This is a genomic window from uncultured Parolsenella sp., from assembly GCF_934660935.1.
Lineage (GTDB): Bacteria > Actinomycetota > Coriobacteriia > Coriobacteriales > Atopobiaceae > Parolsenella.
The window spans coordinates 45,270-64,490 of the sequence record NZ_CAKUIH010000009.1 but is presented as its reverse complement, the minus strand read 5'-3'; the positions used below and the strand labels follow the sequence as shown (position 1 = coordinate 64,490).

Sequence of the window (19,221 nt, the reverse complement as noted above, 5' to 3'; positions counted from 1 at the left end):
CTGTCTTTAGCCAAACCATCGTCGAGGAACCTCCATGTTCGCTGTCAAATCTCACCTCAAAGTCTTCTCCTGTGCTGCCACATTTGGTGTTTTTACCAAGGAGCCGCTGGAGCGCTTGGAGGCTGCCGGGTGCGAGGTTTGGGTCAACCCGACGGGCCGCGTCCTCACGAAGGCGGAGATTCTCGAGCATGCGTATGAGGCGGACGTCGCTATCGTGGGTAACGACGACTTCAACGGGGACGTCATCCGCAGGCTTCCCAACCTCAAGCTTATCGCGCGCCACGGCTCTGGCGTGAACAATGTCGATTTCTCCGAGGCCAAGCACCGCGGAATCGTTGTGACGAACACCCCGGACGCCAACGTGGAGGAGACCGCGGATCTTACTTTTGGCCTCATCCTCGATCTCGAGCGCCATCTCTCGCAGATGAACGCCGAGCTCAAGGATGGTATCTGGCGCAAGCGCGCGGGGCATAGCCTCTACGGCAAGACCATCGGCATCATCGGCGTTGGCCGCATCGGCCAGGCCGTCGCGCGCAGGGCCATGGGTTTTGGCCTCGATATCCTCGGCAATGACATCAATCCGGATGAGTCTGCGGCGAGGACCGGCCTCATCTTCACGAGCCTCAATGACCTCTTGAAGCGAAGCGACATTGTGACCATTCACACGCCGCTTACCCAGGCGACGGAGAACCTCATTGGCGCCAAGGAGCTTCGCATGATGAAGGATGACGCCATCCTCATCAACACGTCTCGTGACGGCATCGTTCGTCACTCGGCGCTCACGAAGGCCCTCGCAGAGGGCAGGCTCTACGGCTATGCCTCTGACGTACACGCGGGCGAGCCGCCTAAGCACTCGCCGCTGTTCGATCTTCCCAACGTCATCGTGACGCCTCACGCGGGATCCGCCACGTACGAGGCAAACTATCGCATGGGTATGGCCGTGGCCGATAACGTCATCGCCTTCATGGACGGATGCGTGCCGCCCAACGTCGTCACGTCGCTTGGGCAGTTCTACAGCCGTTAGCGCGGTGCCACAAAGAAGCGGGGCGACAGCGTTGTGCTGCCGCCCCGCTTGGGTTTGCGCGCGGACGTGTCATACGGGCGTGCGCTTCGCGCGCCGATGCGATTGCTCCGCGGCCGTGGCTAGGCCTTGAGCTCCGCCTCGTCAAGCAGCGGGAGGATTCCCGGCGTCACCGTGAGCGTCTCGACGTTGTTCGAGGCGCAGCGCGCGAGGGCGCGGTAGTTGAGCGGCGCGTAGGGCATGAGCTCCGCCACGTAGGCATCGCACTCCTGCATGGCCTTCACGCGCTCGTCATGGTCTGCGACGGAACGCGCTTTGTCGATCATGGCGTCGTACGTCGGGTCCGAGAAGTGGCTCACGTTGTCGTCGCGGCCGGTGTAGAACATCGGGTACAGATAGTTGTCGGCGATGGGGTAGTCGGCGTACCAGGCGCGGGCGCCCACGGTGTAGGTGCCGTCGAGGTAGCTCTGGTACATGGCTGCGTACTCAACCTTGTCAATCTCCACGTCGATGCCGAGCTCGGCCCAGTCGGACTGCATCGACTGGTACTCGTCCTGGGTGTTCGCCGCGTTCGTCATGAACTTGAACGAGATATTGCGCTTGCCGTCCGCGTCCGCCGGATAGCCTGCCTCGTCGAGGAGCTTGCCAGCCTGCTCGGGGTCATAGGCAGCGTACTTCCAGGCACCCTCGGTGTGGCCCTCGATCGCCTCGGGGAGGATGTCGTCCGCCGGCTTCGCGGAGCCCTCGTAGATGGCGTCGCAAATGGCCTGGCGGTTGATCGCGAGGGACAGCGCCTGCCTCACGCGCGGGTCCTTGGTGAGCGGGTCGTTCACGTTGAAGGCGAGGAACTGCGTGTAGAGCATGGTCCCGTCGAGGAACTGCTTGCCGGGCGTCGCGGTGTAGCCGTCGTCGGAGGTGCCGTAGCTGCTCTCGGCGTCCTTGGTGGCCGTGATGGGCACGAGCGAGCAGTCGAGGCTGCCGGCGTCGAGTTCCTTGTATGCGGTGTAGGAGTCGCGGTAGATGGCGAAGTGGACGCCGTCGAGCTTGGCGATGTCGCCGTTCGTGTAGTCATCGAAGCGCTCGGTGTCGACGTACTGGCCATCGACCCACTGGCCCTTCATCTTGAACGGACCGTTGCCCACGGGCGCGAGGGAGAAGTCCTTGTAGCCGTCGCCAGCGCCAAGGCCCTCGGGGATGGGCGAGAGGACGGGTGCCGCGCAGACGTAGTCGAAGTCCGCATAGGGTGCGGAGAGCTCGACCTGGAGCGTGTAGTCGTCCGGGCAGGTCACGCCGGCGAGGTCGTTCGTGGTGCCGGCGACGACGTCCTTGTAACCCTTCACCATCGCGAGGTGGTAGGAGACGTTCGAGGGCTGGTCCGCGGTGTTGGGGCTGCAGAGGCGCTCCCAGGCGTACTTGAAGGACTTTGCCGTGACCTCGGATCCGTCGTGGAACTTCGTGCCCTTACGGATCTTGAAGGTCCAGACGTCGTCGGTGTCGTTGTGGGAGTGGCTCTCGGCGACGAGGTCGACGAGCTCGCCGGTCTTGTAGTCGTAGTAGGTAAGGGCGTCGAACAGGTTGAACGCGACGGCGACGGCGTTCTCGTCCTCGAGGGTGTAGGGCTCGATGCCCGTGGGGCTCTCGATGTGGTAGGAGAGGGTGCCGCCTGCGGCAGACGCTCCGTCTGTGCCCTGCTCCGCGTCGTTCTTCTTGCATGCGGCGAGTGCTGACGCTGCGGCAATGGCGCTGCCGGCAAGCATCGCACGACGAGTGATGAGGTGGTTGAGCGGGGTCTTCTCGTTCATGGATTCGCCCTTTCTCTGTGTCGCGACCGCGTATTTGAGAGCCGGCGGTGGTGCGCTCGGCATGCGGCGCGAGAATTCCTAGTTCGTTTGAGTGAATATAGGCTTGCTGTCGTTGGCGACCCCGGTTGCCGCCTGACTGTAATCGCATCGTTACATCGTGCGCGGCTTGTGCGGGATCGGCCGGGAGGGGCGCTAGCATTGGTGGCCAATTTGAAGGACGTCGTGGCGCGGGGCGAGATGGAGCCAGCCGCCGGCGCATGAGGACAGCGCCCCGGGCCCTGAGGGATCCGGGCTGATGAGAGGAGCGAGCCGAATGGCGGAGGAACTCAAGGTCGTCAAGGGATATATGCCCTTCAAGGGCTACAAGACGTGGTACCGCATCGTGGGCGAGAACGACCTGGGACGCCTGCCGCTGCTCACCATTCACGGCGGTCCCGGCAACACGCACTGGTACCTGCGCTCTCTCGACGAGCTCGCGCGCAAGTACCACCGTCAGGTCATCTACTATGACCAGATCGGCTGCGGCTACTCGAAGACGCCGAGCAACCCGGACATGTGGTCTGCCGAGCTCTTCGAGGAGGAGCTACACGAACTGCGTCGCCACCTCGGCCTCGATCACGTGCACCTGCTGGGCCAGAGCTGGGGCGGCATGCTCGAGCTCCAGTACGCCACGCATCGCCCGAGCGGCGTCGCCTCGATGGTGGTCGCGAGCTCGCCTGCCGACATGGACCTGTGGCTGAGCGAGGCACTTCGGCTGCGCTCCTACCTGCCCCACGAGATGGAGGAGGCCCTCGCCCAGGCCGACATCGACGGCGACTACGAGCGCCCTGAGGTCAAGGCGGCGAGCGCCGAGTACTATCGCCGCCACGTCGCTGCGGTGCCCGAAGCGGAGCGCCCGGACAACGTGCGCAAGCCCTTCGCGGACCCGATCGGCGACGAGGTCTATCACACGATGCAGGGCATGAGCGAGTTCGTGGTGACGGGCAAGCTCAGCCACTGGAGCGTCGTGGACAAGCTCGCCGACATCTGCATTCCCACGCTCGTGACCTCGGGTACCGCTGACGAGGCGACGCCGCTCATCTCCAAGCAGATCGTCGACGGTATCCCCGGTGCCGAATGGGCGTTGCTCGAGGGCACCCACTGCGTGCATCTCGAGCGCGTCGAGGAGTACAACGCCACGGTCGAGGAGTTCCTCGAGCGCCACGAGTAGGCGGCCTGGCGGGTACAATTTCCTCCGTGACTACGAGCGCGAGGAGACGTGATGGCGGACAGGACATGGGAGAAGCCCGAGGAGCAAGCATCGGCAGCCCTATCCCTCGCCGAGCAGGTCGCCCTCGTCCCCACTGACCCTGGCTGCTACCTGTGGAAGGACGCCAAGGGTAACGTCCTCTACGTGGGCAAGGCGAAGAACCTGCGCGCCCGTATGCGTCAATACGTGCAGCTCACGGACGAGCGCCCCATGGTGCCGCGCCTCATGGCGGCCACGGCGAGCTTTGACTACGTCGTGGTCGGTTCGGAGCACGAGGCGCTCGTCCTCGAGATCAACCTCATCCACCAGTACCGCCCGCCCTTCAACGTCGACCTCAAGGACGACAAGAGCTATCCCTACATCGCGCTCACCAAGGGCGACGTCTATCCCGCGATCAAGTACACACGCGAGCGCCACCGTCCGGACACGCGCTACTTTGGCCCCTACACGGACGCCCGCGCCGCCCGCGCCACGATCGACGTGGTGCGCAAGGTGATGCCACTGTGCGTCGCCACCTGTGCTGAGTGGAAGCGTGTGCGCCGCCAGCTCGAGGCCCACCCTGAGCAGACGGACGTCGTGGCCCTCGCCCAGGCGGAGAGCGGCCGCCCCTGCTTCGACTACCACGTGGGGCGCGGCCCGGGCGTGTGCGCCGGCTGCATCACGCCCGAGGAGTACGCCACACACGTGAGTCAGGTCGAGCGCTTTCTCGCGGGCCACAGGGGAGAGTTCGTCTCCGAGCTCAAGGCCGAGATGGCGGAGGCCGCGGCGGACCTCGACTTTGAGCGTGCCGCCCGCGTGAAGCGACGCCTCGCGGTGATCGATGGCCTCGACGACAAGCAGCGCGTGGTTCTCGGGAGCGCGCAGGACGTGGACGTCATCGGCTTCTGGCGCGAGGAGACCATCGCGGGCGCCTGCGTGTTCGTCGTGCGTGAAGGGCGCGTGAGCCGTACCTGCGAGTTCGTGCTCGACAAGGGCCTCGATGTGGGCGAGGAGGAGCTGGCGAGCGGCTTCGTCAAGCGCTACTACGACCAGACGAGCGACCTTCCGCTCGAGGTCTGCGTGCCCGTCGAGCTCGCGGATGCCGAGACGCTCGAGGGCTGGCTCACGGCGCGTCGCGGCCGCGTGGTCGAGCTCCACGTGCCCAAGCGCGGCCAGAAGGCGCACCTCGCGGAGATGGCTCGCAACAACGCACGCCACTACCTCGCGCGATACGAGCTGCGCACGGGCTACGAGGACAAGCGCACGAACGAGGCTCTGCTGCAGCTCGAGAGTGCCCTGGCCCTCGACGAGCCACCCATGCGCATCGAGTGCTTCGACATCTCGACCATCCACGGCAAGCACACCGTCGCGTCGATGGTGGTGTTCACGGCGGGGAAGCCCGACAAGAGCCAGTACCGCCGCTTCAAGATCCGCGCGGAGCTCGACGAGGCGAACGACTTCGTCTCCATGAGCGAGGTGCTCGCGAGGCGCTATGCCCCCGAGCGCATGGCGGATGAGCGCTTTGGCGCGCGCCCGGACCTTCTCATCCTCGACGGTGGCAAGCCCCAGCTCACGGCCGCCATCGAGCAGCTTGGGGAGCTCGGGTTGGACATCCCCGCCGCGGGCCTCGCCAAGTCAGACGAGGAGCTGTTCGTGCCGTGGGACGAGATGCCCGTGGTGCTGCCGAGCGGCTCTGCCTCGCTCTACCTCGTGAAACGTGTGCGTGACGAGGCGCACCGGTTCGCCATCACCTTCCATCGCGAGCTGCGCGACAAGGCGATGACCGTCTCGATCCTCGACGAGATTCCCGGTGTGGGCGAGAAGCGCAAGCGCGCGCTGAGACGGGCGTTTGGCAGCATGAAGCGTCTGCGCGAGGCAAGCGAGGAGGACATCGCCGCCGTTCCCGGCATTCCGGCCGATGTCGCGCGCGAGGTTTACGAGACGCTGCGCGCCTGGGACGCCGAGCTTGACTCCTCGCGCGAGGTTGCGAACGACGAGGACGTTGAGGTATAAGAGGGCGGCAGATGCCCCTTTGGCTTGAAAAACTCGCTAAGTAGGGGGCTAATCCGGGACCGGCCAAGTAGAAGGCCATTTTGCGCTGCAAAACCCCAGGTCGCGAACTCCCTTAAATGTGGTCTACTTGGAGCATTGCGGATTAGCCCCCTACTTGGCGTTCTTTTCGCATGGCGGGGCGAACCAATGGCTGTGCCGTTCCTCTCCGTGCTCGAATTTGTCGTTCGCATCCAGCTCGCTTGAGAAGTATGGACATGATTTCGGATCTGCCGAGTAGGCGGCGTTTTTGAATCGCAAAACCCCAGGTCGCAGGCGGTCAGATAGGGGACTACTCGGCGAGCCTCAATCCATGTCCATACTTCTCGGGTGAGTGCGCGAAGGGCACCTCTCGCCAGCGTCGGTATCCCGAGGGGCTGCATCCAAGCTCCGGCCAGCTGGTTGCCTGCCGCTTCGCCACGCGATGTGTGTAGTGCTTTAAAGTGTTATATAAGGGACAAATTAGCTCTCAGCTAATGAAATCGCGCGCTTCGCTTCCTAGGATGGGCTCATGTTTAGCCCCAACAGGAAGGAAGACTCCATGGAAGCTACCGAGGCTCAGGACAAGACGCAGCAGACAAACAATCCGCAGAAGGGCAAGTCAGCCGCGTCGATCGTTGCCCTTGTGCTGGGCATTATTGCTCTCGTCACGTCGTTCTTGCCCATCATTAACAACCTATCGTTCGTTCTCGCGCTCGTTGGCGCGGTCTTTGCGGTCATCGGGCTGGTGGGCGTGCTGCGCGGCAAGAAGGGTGGCCGAGGCTTCTCCATTGCCGCCGTTATCGTGAACGTCCTCGCCATTGCCATCGTCCTCGGCACGCAGAGCGCCTACTCCTCCGCCATCGACGAGGCGACGAAGGGCACCATCTCGACCGAGGACGGCTCTTCGGCTGCCGCCGCGAGCACGTCTGCGGAGTCCGGCGCGGCCGACAAGTACTCCATCGCCGACGAGCAGATGACCGGCGATGACTTCACCACGACCATCAGCGGCACGTTCACCAATCTCACGGATTCTCAGCTCGGCTACGTCAGCGTTAGCTATAACCTGTTCGATGGCGATGGCAACCAGATTGGAGCGGCGTACGCCAATACCAGCAATCTTGATGCCAACGGAACCTGGAAGTTCGAGGCGGTTGGCATGTACGACCAGGCTAAGGTCGCTTCCTACAAGCTGGCTGACGTCACTGGCTTCTAGCGCCGTCGTCTGACGCTCACGGTTTCGTGGAGAGGGGGCAAGATGGCCCAAAGACTAACGGAGGAGCTCCTCGCGGAGCTGCTCGAGGCACCCGACATCGATGCGTTTCTCGACTCTCATCATCTTGGTGAGCCGTCGCTCCCTGACTACCTCAATGCCCTTCTCGCGGAGAAGAACCTCGAGCGTGCGCAGGTCGTGCGTATGGCAAACCTCAACGAGACCTTTGGCTATCAGATCTTCATGGGCACGCGTAATCCCAGCCGCAACAAGCTGCTACAGATCGCCTTCGCGATGGCGCTGACCCTGCGCGAGACCAACCGCATGCTCGAGGCGGGCGGGGTGAGCTCACTGTACAGCAAGAGCCGTCGAGATGCGATCATCATCTTTTGCCTCGAGCGAGGGTGCTCTCTCCAGCGAGTGAACGAGGAACTCTATCGCTTTGGGGAAGAGACGATTTGCTGACGGCGGCGGTACGGTATTGTCCGGCGTGTGATTGATTGTGAACATGACGAGCGGGATGCGAATTAGTGTCCCGCTCGCCTGCTATTGTGGGGTTATGGATATCGAGACGACTGATGACATACACGAGCAGCTGAAGGACGTGTTTGGCGCCGCCACCTCTCCTTCTGCGTCCGCGGACGCCTATCGTGTGGAGCGCACGCTCAAGCGCACTCCCGCCGAGGTGACGGAGCTCGTATGGCTGAGGACTGCCGCGGGGACTGAGCTCGGCCCGTACGTACGCAAGGTCATTTCTCAGGGGAGCGGCCTTGGCTGTGCGTACGTTGAACTCTTTGGGCTGCAGCGCCAAGGCATGCGCTTTTGTCAGCTTCCGCGCATCGTTGACTGCCGCGAGAACGGCGGTTCTCTTGAAGTGCTCCTCGAATACGTCAAGGGGCGGACACTCGCGCAGGTGGTCGCGGATGCCTCGCCTGGTAATCGCGACACGCTTGCGCGCGAGCTCGTCCCCGCGATTTGTGATGCGGTTTCAGAGCTGCATGGCGCGCTTGAGTCGCCGTTGGTCCATCGCGACCTCACTCCCAGCAACGTCATCTGCCCTGATGTTCGTCCGTGTTCCGCTGCGAGTCCGCGACCTGCTGTGCGTTCGCGTTCCGCTGCGAGTCCGCGATCTGCCTCGCGTTCGTGCTGCCCCGTGCTCATCGACTTCGGCATTGCGCGCGTTTGGCGCGAGGGCGAGGAGGCCGACACTACGCATTTCGGGACTCGCTCCTATGCCCCGCCCGAGCAGTACGGCTTTGGCCAGACTGATGTCCGCAGCGATGTCTATGCCCTGGGTATGCTCACGTTCTTCTGCCTGACTGGGCGAGAGGCCACCCCGGCTGATCGGGAATGCGGTTTTGCCTGCGCCGAGGTTTCGCCTGCTTGGCGCAGCGTAATAACAAAGGCCACCTTTCTAGATCCCGATGGCCGCTATCAAAGCGTGGCCGAGATGCGCGATGAGCTTCCCGGGGCTGCCGATGGGCGCTTGCGCATGCATTTCGGAAGGTCTGGGGATCGATCTCGCTCGCTTGCCATGACGCTTGCCGAGATGAGGGAACGCTACGTCAGCGCTTCGGTGCCGAGCTTTTGGAGCGTGAGGAACGTTTTCGTATGTCTCACTGCCGCAATCATTCTTTTTTTCTTGCGCGATTTGCCTGTTTGACGAAAAGTACTATGTCGCTGGCCCGCTCTGGCTCAACGTTTATGGGTTCGCGCTGTTCTTTCCCTGCATGGTGCTGGTGTGTGGCTGGGTCCTTCTCGATAAGCGGTGGTTGTTTGCGAACGTTGGCTTTCTGCGGCGCTGGGGCCGCAAGCGAGCTCGGGCTGTGAGCGTCGGAGTCTTCGTTGTTGCCTGGCTGCTGCTCATTGTTTTTGTCGGCATTTGCAGGCGGTAGGTCGTCGTGTTTCGGGCCGAGTAGGGGCTCGTTTTTTGCGGGTGGCGGCATGTCGTCCTGCGGCCGGTATTTGCAGCCGGCGAGTTGTCGTTTTGTGGGCGGCGAGCCATTGTTTTGCACGTCAGCATTGGCCCTCGATTTGTAAAAGTCGCTAAGTAGGGGGCTAATCTGGGGTCTGTCGAGTAGACAACGGTTTCGTGCTGCAAAACCCCAGCTCCGAAACTCCCTTAAATCGGGTCTACTCGCGCCACTGCGAATTAGCCCCCTACTTAGCGCTTTTTTCGTTTGCGGGGCGGGTGAGTGCGCAGGAACGTGTCGCATGCGGCAATCAAACTGGTTTCGTTTGAGGAGCGGGTGAGTGCGCAGGAACGTGTCACATGCGACAATCAAGCTGGTATTCGACTGCGAGCGGAGGTCCGCATGGAGACGAGGGCGTGGGGTTACGAGGAGTTTCCCGAGTACGATGGCTTGCCTGATGGCGCGCGCGTGCTGGCGACGACGGGCGACGAGCCAGGTTCTCGCTATGTGCCGGACGTTCCCTATCTCCGTCGCGGGGATCACAAGCTGCACCTTCAGCTGTTGATTCCCATGTGCCGCAACTCGCTCAAAGCGAAGGCAGCGGGGGAGCATCCTGCCTATCCGTGCCTCGTCTATGTTCAGGGTTCTGCCTGGAGAAAACAGGACTGCTACAAGAACCTGCCTCAGCTGGCGAGGATTGCCGAGCGAGGCATCGTGGTTGCCGTGGTCGAGTATCGTGACTCCTCGATGGCGTGTTTTCCGGCGCAGGTTCACGACGCGCAGGCGGCCGTTCGGTTCGTTGCCGAGCACGCGGACGAGCTCTCGGTTGATTCGGACAAAATCGTTATCGGCGGCTCTTCTTCGGGTGGACACACGGCCGTTCTCGCGACCCTTCTTCCTGATGAGAACGGGTCTCCCGCTGCCGATCTTCCCGTTCGAGGCGTTCTCGATTTCTACGGAGCGGTGAGCTTCCTCCGCGAGGACGGGTATCCCACAACGCTCAATGCGGGCTCGCTGACAAGCCCGGAGGGCGCGCTTGCTGGTGGCAGCCTGCGCGAAAACCCCGAGCTTCGCTATCGCATCTCTGTCGACACCCATCTTTCGTCGGAGACGCCGATGCCTCCCGTGCTTATCGTTCACGGTACGAAGGACCGCATGGTCAACTGCGAGGTGTCGACAGATTTCTACGACTTGCTCCGAGCCCAGGGGCGCAAGGCCGAGCTCGTGCTCATCAAGGGCGGAGATCACGGTGGCTCCGAGTTTTACGTTCCTAAGGCAATCGACGTTTACGAGGACTTTATTCGCCGTTGCGTGAGAGGGTAGGGCTACGACGCTGCGCAAACCGGCGGCGCTATTCAAAAAAAGAGCCGCGGCAACCCGTGCTCGGGCCGTCGCGGCTTTTCCTTGCTGCGTGATACTCAGTGCGGTGATTCCGGCGTGCGTGGCACGCGTGGCGTGCGGTACGTAATCTCGCTGGGCTACTCCACCGTATAGACGTCGGTGATATCCCGATAGTCGCCAACAGGCGGTTCCTTGGCCGGATGGACGTCGTCACCAATCCAAATGCCCACGTCCTCGCCCATAAACGAAGGGCTATGAACCATCATCAGGTCGCTGAACGGATCATCGTCTGCGTGGTTAGGCTTGCGCTTGTAGTACTCGTTGGTCGTTTCGTTCACGATGTAGGGGTAGACCACGATGTCCTTGTCGAAGGTCCCCTCGAACGGCAGCTTCTCCAGATAAGCGCCCTCGCCCTCGCCTACGCGCTGACGGCCAACCTTGTCTTTTGCGCACTTGAACCTTCCGGAGACGTCCGAGAACCAGAGCGCTGCATAGCGCCAGGGCCCTTCGCCCTCGGTGAGCTCGAGCAGACGGCGCATGCTCGCGGGACAGTTCTTGTGCTCATAGAACTCGAGGCCGGTGGCATCGCCAACCAAAGCGATAACGTCGCCGCGCCATTCATCAGCCATGAGGGTGAGCACCGCATTCGTGCTTTCGGCTCCCACGTGGTGGAAACAGGGCCACTTGACATCATTCTTGAAGGGAACGGGATTCAGATACTCCCTCTTCGAGAAGTTGATCCAAGTGAACGACTGGCTCATGGCTGCACCTCCTTTGCAGATATTAAGACTATTTTGGGGAGAGCATAACAGTTGCCAACGCTGTGGTGTGGGGGAAAGAAGGGATAATGCAGCTAACGGCATAAAACCGTTAAATGAACGCCGTTCGCATAATTGGGACTTCTGTTCGGTTGACATACCAAGGAGAGTGGTGGCCTGGCGCGATGGCGTTATTTCGAGCTAACGCCCGCCGAGGACCGGTGCGCCGCATACCGAAGCGATGCGGGCTCGTCCGAGCGTTTGCTCTAACGTCCTCTCCGTCGTTCATTGCAATGAAAGGGGAATCACCATGAACAGGCTCGAGAACAAGGTCGCTGTCGTTACGGGCGCTAACTCCGGCGTGGGTGCCGCCATCGCCAAGCTCTTCGCCGCCGAGGGCGCCACCGTCGTCATGACCGCCCGTCGCGAGGCCGCGCTCGAGGAGGTCGCGGGCGAGATCGAGGCTGCCGGCGGCAAGACCTTCGTCATGGCCACTGACATCTCCAAGGCCGAGGACCCCGAGCGCCTTATGGCCGCCGTGGAGGAGAAGTACGGCAGGATTGACGTCCTCGTGAACAACGCCGGTATCCTTGAGTCCGGCCTCAAGCCCGTTGACCGCTTCACTGACGAGGACCTCGACCGCATCATCGAGACCAACCAGAAGGGTACCATGCGCTGCATGCGCGCTGCTTCCAAGCGTATGTCTGCCGGCGCGGCCATCGTGAACATCGCCTCGGTCGCGGGCGAGAAGGGTTGCGGCGGCGCCGTCTACGTCTCCACCAAGGCAGCCGTCATCGGCGTGACCAAGCACACCGCCCTGCGCTTCCAGGCTGAGGGCATCCGCTGCAACGCCATCTGCCCGGGCACCATCGTGACCCCGATGGTCGCCGGCACCACCGCCGCCGACATGGACGCCGACATGATGGGCGCCATGGCCACGCACTCCAATCTCCGTACGCAGCCCTGCATGCCGGAGGACGTCGCCAACATCGCGCTGTTCCTGGCAAGCGACGAATCCCGCGCTCTCACCGGCCAGATCCTCGTGAGTGACTTCGGAGCCATGCTCTAGGAGGTTGTTCAAGCGGGCCGTCGGACCGGCCGTCTCGCGCGAGGCGCCCGGGCTGCCCCACGCGCGCGAGGCGCCCGGAGCGAGTCGCCGGCGAAGTTCGCACGATACACATGAAAAAGCGGGCCCGGAGGGGAATTTCTCCGGGCCCGCTGCTGTTAACGCGTGTTATGGGCGCTTGCCCAAAACCTTACAGGCCGAGGCCCTCGTTCAGCGCCTGGGCGATCTGGGCGGCGTCATCGGAGCCGCGCAGGGTCGCCTTGAAGTCCGCGTTCATGAGCAGGACGGCGGACTTGGAGAGAAGGCGCAGGTGAGTGGTGCCGGCCTCGCCCTCGGGGATGAGAAGCGCCATGGCGATGTCAACGGGCTTGTCGTCGAGGCTCGGCCACTCGACGGGCTGCTCGTTCTTGAAGATGATGACGGCGGCGTCCTTGACCGCGTCGCTCTTGCAGTGCGGCACGGCGAAGCCATCGACCATACCGGTCTTGTCGATGTCCTCGCGAGCCTGGAAGGCGTCGTAGACGGCATCGGCGTCATCGGTGAGGCCGAGCGTGGCGGCATAGTCCGCGATGGTGCGGAGTGCCTCGTCCTTGTTGGCGGCATTCTGGTGGAGCAGGACGTTCTTCTCGTTGACGAAAGCCATTGGTGCATACCTTTCTTCACGTGTCTTGCCGGTGGGCAGCTGCTGCCTGGCTGGCGGATCTGCTGCCTGGCTTGCTGGGTTGCTGCTTCGCGCGAACGGCTGCGGTGCCTCGCGCGCCCGACCGGCGGGGCAGTATAACACAGGATATTTAACCAAAGAAGGACCCTGCCGGTGAGCCGACAGGGTCCAAAAGGTGCAGAGAGTTAACTTACTTCTGCTCGAGCTTCGGCTTCATGGCGACGAGGATTGCGGCGCCCACGAGGGCACCAATCACGATGTCGAGGCAGAAGAGAGCCACGTTGTTCGTGGCGAGGGCCACGATGAAGCCACCGTGCGGGACGTAGCAGTCGATGCCCTGGAAGGCGGCCAGCGCGGCGCCCACGGCGGAGCCGATGCAGATGCCCGGGAGGGTGTGGCCGAGGTCCTTGACCGCGAACGGGATGGCGCCCTCGGTGATGCCGATGCAGCCCATGAAGATGGCGGAGATGCCCATCTGACGGTCGGCGTCGTCAAACTTGTTCTTGGCGACGAGGGAGGCGATGCCGCAGGCCAGCGGCGGGACGGCGACGGCGACGCGGAACATGCCGTTGGGGCCGTAGACGCTGGAGGCCATGAGGGCCATGGTGAACGTGGAAGCGGTCTTGTTGATGGGGCCGCCCATGTCGAACGCGGTCATGACGCCGATGACGAGGCCGAGGATGACGGCGGAGCCACCCTGGAGGCTGCCGAGCGCGTTGGTGAGCCAGTCCATGACGAAGCCGAGCGGGGTGGCCAGGATGTAGATGTAGGCCATGCCGAGCACGAGCGAGGTCAGGATCGGGATGATCAGAATCGGCATGATCGTGTTGATCGTGTCGTTGACCTTCCAGGTCTTCATCCAGCGGACGAAGTAGCCGCAGAGAACGGCCATGATCATCGCGCCGAGGAAGCCGGTGGAGACGGCAGCGCCGCTCGGCGTGGTGACGGCGTTGTTAACCAGATAACCAAGAACGAAGCCGGGCGCGAGGGCGGGCTTGCCGGCCATCGAGTAGGCGATGTAGGCGGCCAGCACCGGGATCATGGTGGAGATACCAGCCATGCCGATGGTGTTGAGGCTCACCATGATCGGGTTCGTGACCTCCATGCCGTTGGCGCCGGCGGTGCCGGAGGCGAGGGAGAAGGCCAGGAACACGCCGCCGATGACGACGATGGGGATGAAGTAGCTAACGCCGGTGTTGAAGGCGTTGAGCAGGGTCTTGCCGGGCTCGGCGAAGATGGACTCCTTGGAAGCGGCCTTGGGACCACCGGGGGCGGCGCTGACCTTGGCGGCCTCGACGGGCTCGGCGGCCTTCTCGGCGACGGCGGGCGCGGAGGCGTCGATGCCGGCGGCGGCGATGGCGGCATCAATCACAGCGGCGGCATCAGAGATGGCGTCGGCGGTGCCGGCCTTGTGGAAGCGGCCCTCGGCCTTCTTGGCCTCGAAGCGGTCCTCGCCCTCGATGCCCACGTCGGTCGTGAGGATGACGAGGTCAGCCGAGTCGACGTCCTCCTGGGAGAGCTCGTCCTCGATGCCCATGCCTCCCTGCGCTTCGATCTTGCACTCGAAACCGCGCTTCTTGCACTCCTCCTCCATGGCGGACTTAGCCATGTAGGTGTGCGCAATGCCGACGGTGCAGGCGCTAACTCCTACGATCTTCACGTTCTCCTCCTTCATATACCGGTTTGCACTGGTCCTCTGGAAAGGGGCGTGGCGCCCGGATCTGGTGCCGGACTTGGTGCCACGGATGGTGCGGCCGATTTGGGTTTCGGTCGCTAAAGAAAGTATCCCGTGGGTGAATTCGCGACAAGAATTTGTCGGTAAACGTTGTTCTACCTTGGGAAACGTTGGAAATTGGTTAAACCGTTAACCCTAGTCATTTACTGGGAAAAGTAAAACCGAAGAGAAAGTCAAGAATTATTTCGACTTTCCGCCAAACGCGCAGACGGGTCTCTGTCGCCGCTGCGGAGTCGGCTGCGAGCGTGGTGTCGGTTGTCGACGCGTAGTCGGTTTCGAACGCGGCCTCGGTCGTTGGCGCACCCCGTTCGTCCTAATCCGGACCACTGTAGCGGAATAAAGTTTTTCTTGGGCGATTTGTTTCAGCTAGATTGCATTGATATTGCACCGGGGATAAGACTTTGCCAACAAATCGCTTCAAATCCCGTTTTCGCAAACGCAATTTGTAAATTCATCTCACATCGCATGGATGGGGCTTGCGAAGCCTCGCGCCTGCCCAGGTGTCGAGTCTCGTATGGCTGCCCGGACGTCGAGGTCGCGCCGTTCGCGCGCTCGTCGCTCGCATGAGAGCAAGGTCTCACGCGCGTGTCCGGTCTGCCGTCATCCCCGCGCGTCCACCGTGGGCGCGAGCCCCATGCGTCCACCCGGGCACGGACGCGAATTCAGCGAAAGACCGCAAGATTGATTAGGGTAAGGAAGCGCACATGGACAAGAACGCCATCTCCCGTAAGAACTTCCTCGAGTTCGTCGCCGCTGCAAGCGCCGCGAGCGCACTGACCGCCTGTGGCTCCAAGCGTGCCGGCAGCTCGGCTGCCACCGCCTCCGGCGAATACGCCGACACGATCACCTTCTCCCAGGGCGCCGAGCCCCGCGGCCTCGATCCCGCGTACGTCGATGACGGCGAGTCCGCGAAGGTCATGGTCCAGATCTACGAGAACCTTCTCCAGTACGAGACGGATTCCTGCACCGTTGTCCCGGGCCTCGCCGAGCTCCCTGAGGTCTCTGATGATGGCCTGACCTACACCTTCAAGCTGCACGAGGGCATCAAGTTCCACGATGGCACCGACTGCGACGCCGAGGCCGTCAAGGCCTGCATCGACCGCCAGCTTGAGCCCAACCGTACCGACGACATGCCCTACGCCTCCTTCAACTTCGGTTCCCAGGAGGACGGCACCGGCGTCGAGTCCGTCGAGGCCACCGACGCCACGACGCTCGTTATCAAGCTCCGCGCCGCGTCCACGCCGTTCCTCGCCAACATCGCCATGTGCATGTCCTCGCCGATCGTCGCCCCGTCCGCGTTCGACACGGCCATGGAGAACCCCGTTGGCACCGGCCAGTACAAGTTCGTGAGCTGGACGAAGAACTCCAACATCGTCCTTAAGCGCAACGAGGACTACTGGAACTCCGAGAAGGCCGGCAAGACCGAGAACATCATCTTCACCTTCATCGCCGAGGCCGCCTCTCGCGTCACTGCCCTCAACAACGGCGAGGCCGACATCATCGACGGCATCGATGAGGCCGTGGTCGACACCGTCGAGCAGGGTGGCTCCAAGATCTACAAGGCCGACGGCATGAACATCAACTACATGGCGTTCAACACCGAGTCCGAGATCTTCAAGAACAAGGACGCCCGCAAGGCCTTCGCCAAGGCCGTCAACGTCCAGGAGCTCGTTGATTCCCTGTACAACGGCTACGCCTCCGTCGCCAACTCCGTCATGCCGACCTGGATGGCTCCTTACGACGAGGACGTCAAGCAGACCGAGTACGATCCCGAGGCCGCAAAGTCCGAGCTCGCAGCCCTCGGCATCACCTCCGTCAAGTGCATCACCTACTCCAACCCGCGTCCGTACAACGGCAAGGGCGGCCAGGTCCTCGCCGAGGCCATCCAGGGCTACCTCAAGGAGGCCGGCGTCGACGTCACCATCGACACCTATGACTGGACGACCTACAAGACCAAGATCCAGACCGAGAGCTACGACATCTGCTTCTACGGCTGGAACGGCGACAACGGCGACCCCGACAACTTCATGAACCTGCTCTCCGACCCGAGCCTGTCCATGAACGTTGCCCGCTTCAAGAGCGACGAGTACAACGAGCTCATCAACAAGGGCCTCGTCACGCCCTCCGGCAGCGATCGCGATGCCATCTACCTGCAGTGCGAGCAGATGGTCGCCGAGGAGCAGCCGTGGCTGCTCATCTCGCACTCCCAGAACATCCTGGGCTATAGCCCGAAGGTCTCTGGCTTCTACTTCCACCCGACGGCTGTCGCGTTCCTGTACGACGCCGTCAAGGAGGCCTAAGGCAGGGCCTTTCGCTAGAGGCGTCTGAGCGCAATCCCGCGGGAGTCCGGAGCGGAAGGCCCCGGGCTCCCGCGACGGTTCTAGCGGAGGTCCGGGGCGCCCTGCCGCCGGGCGCGCCGTGCCGCCGGGTGCGCTGCCGCCGGCAGGGCCGCGTCGCCCTGCTGCCTGCTTCGCCTCGCCGTCTAGCCGAGAAGACCATCCACATCGCATAAGGAAAGGAGTGGAGAGCGTTGATCAAGTACGTTGCAAAGCGAGTGCTCCAGGCGATTCCCGTCCTCATCGGGCTATCCGTCGTCGTGTTCCTGCTCATGCGCGTGTTCGCCGCCGACCCCGCCCCTGTCGTCCTGGGCGAGCACGCGACGCGCGAGGCCATGGACGCCTGGCGCGACTCCCAGGGCCTGAACGACCCCATCTGGAAGCAGTACCTCGACTTTATTGGAGGTGCGCTCCACGGGGACCTCGGCAGCTCGTACTACACGCACACGGCTGTGACCACGGAGATCATGAGTCGCTTCCCCGCCACGATCGAACTGGCCATCGTCGCCATCATCATCGCGAGTGTCGTCGGCGTGGCGCTCGGCGTGGTCTCCGCCACGCACAAGGGCAAGTTCGTCGACGCGTTTTCCACGCTGCTCGCCCTCGTCGGTGTCTCTATGCCGATCTTCTGGCTGGGCATCCTGTTCATCATCCTGTTCACGGGAATGCTGCACATTCTGCCCTCCGGCGGCCGCATCGACCCGATCATGCAACCGGTTGGCGGAACGGGCCTCTTCATCCTCGACACGCTGCTCTCCGGTGACTTCGAGGCGTTTGGCAACGCCGTCATCCACATGATCATGCCGGCGTGCGCGCTGTCCATGTACTCCATGGCCATCATCACGCGCATGACTCGCTCGAGCATGCTCGACACGCTGAACGAGGACTACGTGCGCACCGCCCGCGCCAAGGGCCTGCCCGAGGGCAAGGTCACGAAGCATCACGCGTTGCGCTGCGCCATGCTGCCGGTTTCCACGGTCATTGGCCTCCAGCTCGGCAGCCTCCTCGGCGGTGCCCTCCTCACAGAGACGGTCTTCGCCTGGCCCGGCATCGGCAAGTACGTGGTCGAGTGCATCCTCAAGAGCGACTTCCCCGTGGTCCAGGGCGTAGTCCTGCTCATTGGCGTAATCTTCGTCGTCATCAACTTGGTGGTCGACATCATCTACGCCCTGCTCGACCCCCGCATCAAGTACACGCAGGGAGAGGAGTGATCGCCATGGCAGAGGCAACAATGGACGCTTCCGCCAAGACGGCTCCGGAGGAGAAGGAGTCCCTCTGGAAGGACGTCTGGTATTCCCTGTCCCATAACATGGCGGCGATGGTGAGCCTTGTGTTCATCCTGCTGCTCGTGGTTATCGCGATCGTCACGAAGGTCTTCCCGGGCATCGTGCCGTGCGATCCGTATGCCCAGGACCTCTCACAATCCTTCGCTACGCCCAGCGCGGAGCACATCTTCGGCTGCGACCAGCAGGGCCGCGACATGTTCAGCCGCATCCTCGTAGGCACGCAGGTCACGCTCGCCGTGGGCGTGCTGTCCGTCGCGATCTCGCTCACCGTGGGTGTCGCGCTCGGCGCCATTGCGGGCTACAAGGGCGGCAAGGTCGACACGGTCATCATGCGCTGCATGGACATCATGCTCGCCGTGCCCTCGATCCTGCTCGCCATTACGTTCATGGCGGCGTTCGGCAAGGGTATCGAGAAGGCGGTCGTCGCCATCGGCCTCGTGTCGATTCCGGAATACGCACGCATCGTGCGCAGCCAGATCCTCGCCGTCAAGGAGAGTGACTACGTGGCCGCCGCGCGCGTCATCGGCGACACCGATGCCACGATCATCGTGCGCCACATCCTGCCCAACGTCATGCCGTCGATCATCGTCCGCGCGACGCTCGGCATCTCGAGCGCCATCCTCGACTGCGCCGCCCTCGGCTTCCTCGGCCTGGGCGTCCAGCCGCCAGCGGCCGAGTGGGGCGACATGCTGGGCCGCGGTCGCAACTACATCTTCTCGGCGCCCCATGCGATGCTCTTCCCCGGCATGGCGATCACTCTCACGGTGCTCGCGTTCAACCTACTGGGCGACGGTGTCCGCGACGCGTTCGATCCCAAGGCAAGGAAGAGGTAG

General features: G+C 62.9%; 15 protein-coding genes. 11 read left to right on the top strand and 4 right to left on the bottom strand.

All coding sequences use genetic code 11. The annotated features are described in order from the left end of the window. Positions 1-34 precede the first annotated feature (34 nt). Positions 35-1,024 (top strand): phosphoglycerate dehydrogenase, encoded by a 990-nt coding sequence (locus Q0H23_RS05960; protein ID WP_293836639.1) that lies wholly within the window; start codon positions 35-37, stop codon positions 1,022-1,024. 119 nt (positions 1,025-1,143) lie between these two features. On the opposite strand, the gene Q0H23_RS05955 is transcribed toward Q0H23_RS05960, so the two are convergent. Next, positions 1,144-2,823, bottom strand: coding sequence for an ABC transporter substrate-binding protein (locus tag Q0H23_RS05955; RefSeq protein WP_293836637.1), 1,680 nt, complete (start codon positions 2,821-2,823; stop codon positions 1,144-1,146). Between the two features lie 313 nt (positions 2,824-3,136). Between Q0H23_RS05955 and Q0H23_RS05950 the strand changes: the two genes are divergently transcribed. The 6 genes from Q0H23_RS05950 (at position 3,137) to Q0H23_RS05925 (ending at position 10,528) form a co-directional block, all read left to right on the top strand. Continuing rightward, a complete protein-coding gene (locus Q0H23_RS05950) occupies positions 3,137-4,033 on the top strand; it encodes a proline iminopeptidase-family hydrolase (RefSeq protein ID WP_293836635.1) in 897 nt (298 codons plus the stop codon). Between the two features lie 51 nt (positions 4,034-4,084). Further along, positions 4,085-6,064 (top strand): excinuclease ABC subunit UvrC, encoded by a 1,980-nt coding sequence (uvrC, locus tag Q0H23_RS05945; RefSeq protein ID WP_293836633.1) that lies wholly within the window; start codon positions 4,085-4,087, stop codon positions 6,062-6,064. Between the two features lie 577 nt (positions 6,065-6,641). Then, a complete protein-coding gene (locus Q0H23_RS05940; protein WP_293836631.1) occupies positions 6,642-7,295 on the top strand; it encodes an FxLYD domain-containing protein in 654 nt (217 codons plus the stop codon). 42 nt (positions 7,296-7,337) lie between these two features. After that, positions 7,338-7,757, top strand: coding sequence for an XRE family transcriptional regulator (locus tag Q0H23_RS05935; RefSeq protein ID WP_293836629.1), 420 nt, complete (start codon positions 7,338-7,340; stop codon positions 7,755-7,757). Positions 7,758-7,812: 55 nt separating this feature from the next. Then, entirely contained in the window at positions 7,813-8,955 is a 1,143-nt protein-coding gene (locus Q0H23_RS05930) for a protein kinase (protein WP_293836627.1), read from the top strand. Positions 8,956-9,607: 652 nt separating this feature from the next. Next, positions 9,608-10,528 carry an alpha/beta hydrolase gene (locus Q0H23_RS05925; protein ID WP_293836625.1) on the top strand — a complete coding sequence of 307 codons (921 nt, stop codon included), beginning with the start codon at positions 9,608-9,610 and terminating at the stop codon, positions 10,526-10,528. A gap of 155 nt (positions 10,529-10,683) precedes the next feature. On the opposite strand, the gene Q0H23_RS05920 is transcribed toward Q0H23_RS05925, so the two are convergent. Next, on the bottom strand, positions 10,684-11,307 hold the full coding sequence (locus Q0H23_RS05920) for a hypothetical protein (protein ID WP_293836623.1): 624 nt from the start codon (positions 11,305-11,307) through the stop codon (positions 10,684-10,686). 307 nt (positions 11,308-11,614) lie between these two features. On the opposite strand from Q0H23_RS05920, the gene Q0H23_RS05915 reads away from it, so the two are divergent. After that, the gene (locus tag Q0H23_RS05915) at positions 11,615-12,373 is read left to right on the top strand and encodes an SDR family oxidoreductase (RefSeq protein ID WP_293836621.1); all 759 of its coding nucleotides are present in this window, start codon (positions 11,615-11,617) and stop codon (positions 12,371-12,373) included. A gap of 187 nt (positions 12,374-12,560) precedes the next feature. Here the strand turns inward: Q0H23_RS05915 and Q0H23_RS05910 are convergent, their stop codons facing one another. Both Q0H23_RS05910 and Q0H23_RS05905 read right to left on the bottom strand, forming a co-directional pair. Next, entirely contained in the window at positions 12,561-13,013 is a 453-nt protein-coding gene (locus Q0H23_RS05910; protein WP_293815006.1) for a fructose PTS transporter subunit IIA, read from the bottom strand. Positions 13,014-13,221: 208 nt separating this feature from the next. Further along, a complete protein-coding gene (locus Q0H23_RS05905; protein ID WP_293836619.1) occupies positions 13,222-14,691 on the bottom strand; it encodes a fructose-specific PTS transporter subunit EIIC in 1,470 nt (489 codons plus the stop codon). A 779-nt stretch (positions 14,692-15,470) separates the two neighbouring features. Here Q0H23_RS05905 and Q0H23_RS05900 point away from each other — a divergent pair. The 3 genes from Q0H23_RS05900 to nikC all read left to right on the top strand — a co-directional run bounded on the left by Q0H23_RS05900 (position 15,471) and on the right by nikC (position 19,221). Further along, positions 15,471-17,066: an ABC transporter substrate-binding protein gene (locus tag Q0H23_RS05900; RefSeq protein WP_293836617.1), complete on the top strand. Its 1,596-nt coding sequence runs from the start codon at positions 15,471-15,473 to the stop codon at positions 17,064-17,066. 230 nt (positions 17,067-17,296) lie between these two features. After that, a complete protein-coding gene (locus tag Q0H23_RS05895) occupies positions 17,297-18,313 on the top strand; it encodes an ABC transporter permease (RefSeq protein WP_293836615.1) in 1,017 nt (338 codons plus the stop codon). A gap of 5 nt (positions 18,314-18,318) precedes the next feature. Then, a complete protein-coding gene (gene nikC, locus Q0H23_RS05890; protein ID WP_293814998.1) occupies positions 18,319-19,221 on the top strand; it encodes a nickel transporter permease in 903 nt (300 codons plus the stop codon).

Excerpts from the sequence above, each read along its gene's own strand:
- Q0H23_RS05960 (WP_293836639.1), top strand. The coding sequence starts at position 35 with ATGTTCGCTGTCAAATCTCACCTCAAAGTCTTCTCCTGTGCTGCCACA.
- Q0H23_RS05955 (WP_293836637.1), bottom strand. The coding sequence starts at position 2,823 with ATGAACGAGAAGACCCCGCTCAACCACCTCATCACTCGTCGTGCGATG.
- Q0H23_RS05950 (WP_293836635.1), top strand. The coding sequence starts at position 3,137 with ATGGCGGAGGAACTCAAGGTCGTCAAGGGATATATGCCCTTCAAGGGC.
- uvrC (WP_293836633.1), top strand. The coding sequence starts at position 4,085 with ATGGCGGACAGGACATGGGAGAAGCCCGAGGAGCAAGCATCGGCAGCC.
- Q0H23_RS05940 (WP_293836631.1), top strand. The coding sequence starts at position 6,642 with ATGGAAGCTACCGAGGCTCAGGACAAGACGCAGCAGACAAACAATCCG.
- Q0H23_RS05935 (WP_293836629.1), top strand. The coding sequence starts at position 7,338 with ATGGCCCAAAGACTAACGGAGGAGCTCCTCGCGGAGCTGCTCGAGGCA.
- Q0H23_RS05930 (WP_293836627.1), top strand. The coding sequence starts at position 7,813 with ATGCGAATTAGTGTCCCGCTCGCCTGCTATTGTGGGGTTATGGATATC.
- Q0H23_RS05925 (WP_293836625.1), top strand. The coding sequence starts at position 9,608 with ATGGAGACGAGGGCGTGGGGTTACGAGGAGTTTCCCGAGTACGATGGC.
- Q0H23_RS05920 (WP_293836623.1), bottom strand. The coding sequence starts at position 11,307 with ATGAGCCAGTCGTTCACTTGGATCAACTTCTCGAAGAGGGAGTATCTG.
- Q0H23_RS05915 (WP_293836621.1), top strand. The coding sequence starts at position 11,615 with ATGAACAGGCTCGAGAACAAGGTCGCTGTCGTTACGGGCGCTAACTCC.
- Q0H23_RS05910 (WP_293815006.1), bottom strand. The coding sequence starts at position 13,013 with ATGGCTTTCGTCAACGAGAAGAACGTCCTGCTCCACCAGAATGCCGCC.
- Q0H23_RS05900 (WP_293836617.1), top strand. The coding sequence starts at position 15,471 with ATGGACAAGAACGCCATCTCCCGTAAGAACTTCCTCGAGTTCGTCGCC.
- nikC (WP_293814998.1), top strand. The coding sequence starts at position 18,319 with ATGGCAGAGGCAACAATGGACGCTTCCGCCAAGACGGCTCCGGAGGAG.